Origin of the sequence: Streptomyces sp. NPDC058289 (assembly GCF_042880975.1) — a bacterium.
Classification (GTDB): domain Bacteria; phylum Actinomycetota; class Actinomycetes; order Streptomycetales; family Streptomycetaceae; genus Streptomyces; species Streptomyces stoeckheimensis.
Genome location: NZ_JBHVYI010000071.1, coordinates 38,686 through 45,393, shown reverse-complemented (window position 1 = coordinate 45,393; position 6,708 = coordinate 38,686). Strand labels below are relative to the sequence as shown.

Sequence of the window (6,708 nt, the reverse complement as noted above, 5' to 3'; positions counted from 1 at the left end):
GGACGTACCCGGGTGCCCCGGCAGTGCAGCGAGGTGCGGTGCCGGACGGCGCGGGCCCGGCAAGATCCGAAAGAGACGGCCTAGGTCAGGTCGAACTCCCCGCCCCGTGCGTTCAGGACGAACTTGCGCCACTCGTCCGGCGCGAAGATCAGCGAGGGGCTTTCGGGGCGGTCGCCGTTGCGCATCGCGATGAACCCCTCCACGAAGGCGATCTGGACGTCACCCGCCCCCCGGCTGCTCGACTGCCAGTCCGCCTCGGTCAGATCGAGGTCCGGCTTGCCCCAGCCGGCCGGCGCCTTCGAAGTCATGCTCTCTGCCACGTGCGTGCTCCTCCCGGTACTCCCGGTTCGTCGTCCCGGGGCCAGGTTAGCCATCGCACGCCGTGCCGCACAGGCCACGGTGCGTCACTCGTGGCCTGTACGGCACCCCGCCCGGAATCCGGTTTCCGCTCAGGAGGCCGGCGGCTGCGCTCCGACCAGCCACATCGCGAAGAACTGCGCCCCGCCGCCGTAGGCGTGCCCCATCGCCCGCCGGGCGTCCGGGACTTGGTGCTCCCCGGCCTGACCGCGCACCTGGAGGGCCGCTTCCGCGAAGCGGATCATGCCGGAGGCGCCGATGGGGTTGGTGGACAGCACGCCGCCCGACGGATTGACGGGCAGGTCACCGTCGAGTTCCGTGACTCCGGCCTCGGTGAGCTTCCAGCCCTCGCCCTCCTCGGCGAAGCCGAGGTTCTCCAGCCACATCGGCTCGTACCAGGAGAACGGCACGTACATCTCCACGGCGTCGATCTCCCGGCGCGGATCGGTGATCCCCGCCTGCCGGTAGACGTCGGCCGCGCAGTCCTTGCCCGCCTGCGGGGACACGAAGTCCTTCCCGGCGAAGAGGGTCGGCTCGCTGCGCATCGCCCCGCCGTGCACCCAGGCCGGCGGCTTCGGCGAACGGGCCGCGCCCGCGCGGTCGGTGAGGATCATCGCGCACGCCCCGTCGGAGGACGGGCAGGTCTCGGAGTAGCGGATCGGGTCCCACAGCATCGGGGACGCCTGGACCTTCTCCAGGGTGATGTCGTGCTCGTGCAGGTGCGCGTACGGGTTCTTCAGCGCGTTGCGGCGGTCCTTGTACGCGACGAGCGAGCCCACCGTGTCGGGGGCGCCGGTGCGCCGCATGTACGCGCGCACGTGCGGGGCGAAGAACCCGCCGGCCCCCGCCAGCAGCGGCTGCTGGAAGGGGACGGGGAGCGAGAGCCCCCACATGGCGTTGGACTCGGACTGCTTCTCGAAGGCGAGGGTCAGCACCGTGCGGTGGACCCGGGCGGCGACCAGGTTGGAGGCGACCAGCGCGGTGGAGCCGCCGACCGAACCGGCGGTGTGCACGCGGAGCATGGGCTTGCCGACTGCGCCGAGAGCGTCCGCGAGGTACAGCTCCGGCATCATCACGCCCTCGAAGAAGTCGGGGGCCTTGCCGATGACGACCGCGTCGATGTCCGCCCAGGTCAGCTCGGCGTCCGCGAGCGCGCGGGCCGCCGCCTCGCGCACCAGTCCCGCGATGGAGACGTCGTGGCGGGCGGCCACGTGCTTGGTCTGGCCGATGCCGACGATGGCCACCGGCTCCTTGCCCGTCGTGCTCATGCTCGGTCCCCTTCCAGGACGGCGACCAGGTTCTGCTGGAGGCAGGGGCCGGAGGTGGCGTGCGCGACGGCCCGGTCGGACTCGCCGCGGTGGATGCGGGCGGCCGCCTCGCCGATCCGGATCAGGCCGGCGGCCATGATCGGGTTGGCGGCGAGCGCTCCGCCGGAGGGGTTGACGGCGACGTCCCCGCCGAGCTCGAGGGCCTTGCGCAGCACGACCTCCTGGGAGGAGAACGGCGCGTGCAGTTCGGCGGTGTCCACCGGGGACTCGAACACGCCCGCGTGCTCGGCGGCGATCCGTGTCGACGGGGAGTCGGTGAGGTCGCGCAGCCCGAGGCTGTGGGCCTCGATGCGGTGGTCGATGCCGGTGATCCAGGCGGGCCGCTCGCACAGCCGGCGGGCCACGTCCCCGGCGGCCAGGATGACGGCGGCCGCGCCGTCGCCGATGGGCGGGCAGTCGCCGGTGCGCAGCGGGGCGACCTGGTACTCGCCCTGGGCGACGGCTCCGCTGAGCTGGGCGTGCGGGTTGGCGCCCGCGGAGGCCCGGCTGCGGGCGCCGATCGCGGCGAGCCCGGCTTCGTCGGTCTCCCCCGCGTCGATGAGCGCCTGGGCCTGGAGCGCGGCCAGGGCCACCGAGTCGGGCCAGAGCGGAGCGACGTAGTACGGGTCGAGCTGGCGGGTCAGCACGTCACGGACCGACCCCGGCGAGGACTTCCCGTACGAGTAGACGAGCGCGGTGTCGGCCTCGCCGGTCTGGATCTTGACCCAGGCCTCGTACAGGGCCCAGGCGCCGTCCATCTCCACGTGCGATTCGGAGATGGGCGGCCAGGCGCCGACCCCGTCGAGGGTCATGGTGAAGGAGAAGGCCCGGCCGGCGAGGTAGTCGCTGGAACCGGAGCAGGTGAAGCCGATCTCGCCCGCCTTCAGCCCGGTGGCGGCCAGCACTTGGTGCAGGACCGGCATGACCATCTCTACTTCGCTGAGCTCGTCTGTGCGGCGCAGGTGGTCGCTCTGTGCGAAGGCGACCACCGCGACCTCGCGGGCGTATCGGGCCATCAGATGAGCTCCTTGTACACGTCGTAGTCCGCGTCCGGCTCTCCGGTGGGGCGGTAGTGGTCGGGGTAGCGGCCGCCTTCGGTCCAGACCGGTTCGACCCGCAGGCCCATCCGCACCTGGTCGTACGGGATTCCGCCGATCCGGCCGTGGAGGGCGAGGCCGGCGCCGTCGAGGGCGATGTGGGCGTAGACGTAGGGCACTTCGATGTCGAGGTTCTTGGCCTTGATGTTGACGATGCAGTACGTGGTGACGGTGCCGGCCGGACCGACCTCGACCCGGTCGGTGGTGGCGACCCCGCAGGTGGGGCAGGCGCCGCGCGGGGGCACGTACACCTTGTGGCAGGAGGGGCAGCGCTCGCCGATGGTCTTCTGTTCGGAGAGCCCGGCGATGTACGAGGTCTGCGCGCGGCCGGGGCTGTACGAGTAGTCCAGGCGGGCCTCGGCGATGATCCCGGTGACGGCGTCGGTGAACTCCCCGCTGTGCGGGGTCGCGTGCGCGGTCGGCTCCCCGCCCTCGGCGGGCTCGAAGCAGGCGATGTCGGTAATGGACCCGGTCCGCTCAGCGGCCCACCGCACGCGGACCCGCATGCCGGTGCTGACGGCCTCGGGTCCGGGGGCGTCGAGGGCGTGCAGGAGGGCGGTGTCGGCGCCGTCGAGGCGGACGAGGACCCAGGCGAAGGGCGTGGCGAGGGGCTGGTTGGGGCGCGGCGAACCGTTCCAGGCCCAGGTGGTGACGGTCCCGGTGGCGCCCACCTCGACCAGGTCGCGGATCTCCTCGGCGGTGACGGGGTCGTACTCGACGGGCGGCACCATCACCTTGCCGTCGGCGGTCGTGACCCCGAGGACGACCCCTTCGCGCAGCCCGGTGAGGAAGGCGCTCTGCACGGGGCCGAGGGAGCGGGTGAAGGGGAACTCGACGACGAGGGGTGCGCGGAGGATCTCGGGTGGCGACGCGGCTGTCATGGATGGGTCTCCGATGTAGGGGGCGGGACACGCTCGGCCCCGCCGGGCGAATCGGGATGCCGGGGCCGCACGGGCTCCGCCGGTCGAATCAGGCGCCGCGGGTCCAACTCGGCCCGCCGGGCCAATCGGGCGCCGCCGGGGGCGCATTCGGCCCCGCCGGCGTTTGAGGCGCAGGGGTCCGGGGACTGCTCCCCGGCAACGGCGCCGCACCGGTGTGCACGGCCCGGCACCGCACACACGGGCACGGGCCCGGCCGGGGCAGCCGAGCGGCCGGCCGCAAGCGAACTACTCCCGCCGATACAGCGCGGGCCGCTTCTCGGCGAACGCCCGCGCCCCCTCCTTCGCGTCAGCGGTGTCGAAGATCGGCCATCCCCGCAGCAGTTCCGCAGCCAGACCCTCCGACTCCGTCATCTCGGCCGTCTCGTAGACGGAGGCCTTCACCGCCTCCACAGCCAGGGGCCCGCACGCGTTGATCCGCTCCGCGATCTCCAGCGCCGCGGCCAGCGCCGTCCCGTCCGGTACCACCCGCCCGACGAGCCCGATCCGCGCCGCCTCCTCGGCCGCGTACGGCCGGCCGGTCAGCAGCATCTCCAGCGCGTGCGTCCGCGGTATCTGCCGTGGCAGCCGTACTGTCGAGCCGCCGATCGGGAAGAGTCCCCGCTTGACCTCGAACAACCCGAAGGTGGCCCCTTCTCCCGCGACCCGGATGTCGGTCCCCTGGAGGATCTCCGTACCGCCGGCCACGCAGTAGCCCTCGACCGCCGCGATGATCGGCTTGCGCGGCCGGTGGTGGCGCAGCATCGCCTTCCAGTGCAGGTCGGGGTCGGCCTTGAGCCGGTCCCGGTACTGGTCACCCGCCATGCCCTTGCCGGCCAGCGCCTTCAGGTCCATGCCGGCGCAGAAGTCCCCGCCGGCCCCCGTCAGCACCACCGAGCGGATCGTGTCGTCCGCGTCGGCCTCCAGCCAGCCGTCGTACAGCCCCACCAACAGTGGCAGCGAGAGCGCGTTCTTCGCCTCGGGCCTGTTCATGGTGAGCACCAGCGTGGCTCCGTGGCGTTCCACGGTCAGGTGTTCTGTCCCACCCATTGCCGTCCTCCCGTCTCAAGACCTAGAACAGGTTGCAGGAGGGGCGGGTGCAGTTCAATAGTTTTCTGACACCCAGTCAGATTTCTTGGACGGTCCCCTTCCTTGTTGGGGTTGGCGACGCTCTAATGACCGCCGAGCAGACCAGCCATGGGATTTTCTGGGTCAGGAGGACCGGTGGAGTACAACATTGCCGACCTGTTCGAGTCGGTCGTGGACGTGGTCCCGGACCGCGAGGCCCTCGTGTACGTGGACCACCCCGGGACCGGCGCCGAGCGCCGCCTCACGTACGCGGAGCTGGACGCGGCGTCCAACCGCATCGCGCACCATCTGCTGGACAGCGGCCTGAAGGCCGGTGAGCACCTGGGCCTGCACCTCTACAACGGCATCGAGTACCTCCAGACCGTCCTCGCCTGCCTGAAGGCCCGCCTGGTACCGGTGAACGTGAACTACCGGTACGTGGAGGAGGAGCTCGTCTACCTCTACAACGACGCCGACCTCGCCGCGCTCGTCTTCGAGGGCGAGTTCACCGAGCGGGTCGCGGCAGCCCTCCCGCAGACGACGAAGCTCCGTCACCTGATCCGTGTCGGGCCGACCCCCGAGGGCGCCCCGGAGCCCTCGATCGCGCCGGTCGCGTACGCCGACGCGGAGGCGGCCGGCTCGCCGGAGCGCGGATTCCCGCCCCGCTCCCCCGACGACCTGTTCATCATCTACACGGGCGGCACGACCGGTATGCCCAAGGGCGTCATGTGGCGCGCCGAGGACCTCTTCTTCGCCGGCCTCTTCGGCGGCGAACCGACCGGCGAACCGGTGAAGCGGCCCGAGGAACTGGCGGAGCGGGTCGCGTCGAAGGGCGCGGGGCTCACCTTCTTCCCCGCGCCGCCGCTGATGCACGGCACGTCCACGCTGACGTCGTTCATCGCCTTCAACTACGGGCAGCGGGTGGTCATCCACCGCAAGTACGCGCCCGAGGAGGTGCTGCGCACGATCGAGAAGGAGAAGGTCTCCAGCGTCTCGCTGGTGGGCGACGCGATGCTGCGGCCGCTCATCGACGCCCTCAACGGGCCCCTGAAGGGCGCCGACCTGTCCTCCCTCTTCAGCGTCTCCTCCTCCGGCGCGATCATGTCGGAGACGGTGCGCGCCGAGTTCCAGGCGCTCGTCCCGAACGTGATGCTCCTGAACAACTTCGGCTCGTCCGAGTCCGGCTCGAACGGCCGCGCGACGAACGACTCCAGCCCGGAGAAGGGTTTCCGACTGGAGGTCAACGAGCGGACGCAGGTGGTCGACCCGGTGACCCACGAGCCGGTGCCGGTCGGCGAACCTGGACGGCTCGCGCAGCGCGGGTACGTCCCGCTGGGCTACTACAACGACCCCGTCAAGACCGCCGAAACCTTCTTCCAGAAGGGATCCGAGCGGTGGGTGCTGCTCGGTGACATGGCGACCGTGGACGAGCAGGGCATCGTCACCGTCCTCGGCCGCGGCTCGCAGTGCATCAACACGGGCGGCGAGAAGGTGTACCCGGAGGAGGTCGAGCAGGCGCTGAAGTCCCACCCGGACGTCTACGACGCCCTGGTCGCCGGGGTCGCGGACCCGAAGTGGGGCAGCCACGTGGCGGCCGTGGTCCAGATCCGGGAGGGCGCCGCCGACCCGACGCTGGACGAGATACAGGCCCATTGCCGCACCAAGCTGGCGGGTTACAAGATCCCGCGCCAGCTCGTCGTCGCCCCCGCCATCCAGCGCTCGCCGAGCGGCAAGGCGGACTACCGGTGGGCCAAGTCGGTGGCCACGGAGGCGGCCACGGAGACGGAAGCCGCGAACTGACCCCGCACGGCGTGCGTCCGCGGGCCGGGACCCCTGACGGGTCCCGGCCCGCGGGCGTTTGCCCGTCCACGCACGACCGAGAAGGGCCGGGCCGGCGGCTCAGAGCCTGGTGCGCAGTCGGGGGCGTCCGCCTCGACGTACGCCCGCGGCCCGGCGGTCGCT

General features: G+C 71.7%; 6 protein-coding genes. 1 reads left to right on the top strand and 5 read right to left on the bottom strand.

What is annotated here, in order from left to right; genetic code table 11:
• Window positions 1-80 precede the first annotated feature (80 nt).
• The 5 genes from ACFVX6_RS29720 to ACFVX6_RS29700 form a co-directional block, all read right to left on the bottom strand.
• Complete coding sequence (locus tag ACFVX6_RS29720; protein WP_375949687.1) at window positions 81-308, bottom strand: DUF397 domain-containing protein; 228 nt, start codon at window positions 306-308, stop codon at window positions 81-83.
• 141 nt (window positions 309-449) lie between these two features.
• Window positions 450-1,625, bottom strand: a complete 1,176-nt coding sequence (locus ACFVX6_RS29715; protein ID WP_389696619.1) for a thiolase domain-containing protein — start codon at window positions 1,623-1,625, stop codon at window positions 450-452.
• Window positions 1,622-2,680, bottom strand: a complete 1,059-nt coding sequence (locus tag ACFVX6_RS29710) for a thiolase domain-containing protein (protein WP_389696617.1) — start codon at window positions 2,678-2,680, stop codon at window positions 1,622-1,624. Before ACFVX6_RS29710 ends, ACFVX6_RS29715 begins: the two co-directional genes overlap by 4 nt.
• The gene (locus tag ACFVX6_RS29705) at window positions 2,680-3,642 is read right to left on the bottom strand and encodes a Zn-ribbon domain-containing OB-fold protein (RefSeq protein ID WP_389696615.1); all 963 of its coding nucleotides are present in this window, start codon (window positions 3,640-3,642) and stop codon (window positions 2,680-2,682) included. Before ACFVX6_RS29705 ends, ACFVX6_RS29710 begins: the two co-directional genes overlap by 1 nt.
• Before the next feature lie 285 nt (window positions 3,643-3,927).
• Window positions 3,928-4,728, bottom strand: a complete 801-nt coding sequence (locus ACFVX6_RS29700; protein WP_250739189.1) for a crotonase/enoyl-CoA hydratase family protein — start codon at window positions 4,726-4,728, stop codon at window positions 3,928-3,930.
• A 174-nt stretch (window positions 4,729-4,902) separates the two neighbouring features.
• On the opposite strand from ACFVX6_RS29700, the gene ACFVX6_RS29695 reads away from it, so the two are divergent.
• Window positions 4,903-6,546: an acyl-CoA synthetase gene (locus ACFVX6_RS29695; RefSeq protein ID WP_389696613.1), complete on the top strand. Its 1,644-nt coding sequence runs from the start codon at window positions 4,903-4,905 to the stop codon at window positions 6,544-6,546.
• Window positions 6,547-6,708: the final 162 nt, after the last annotated feature.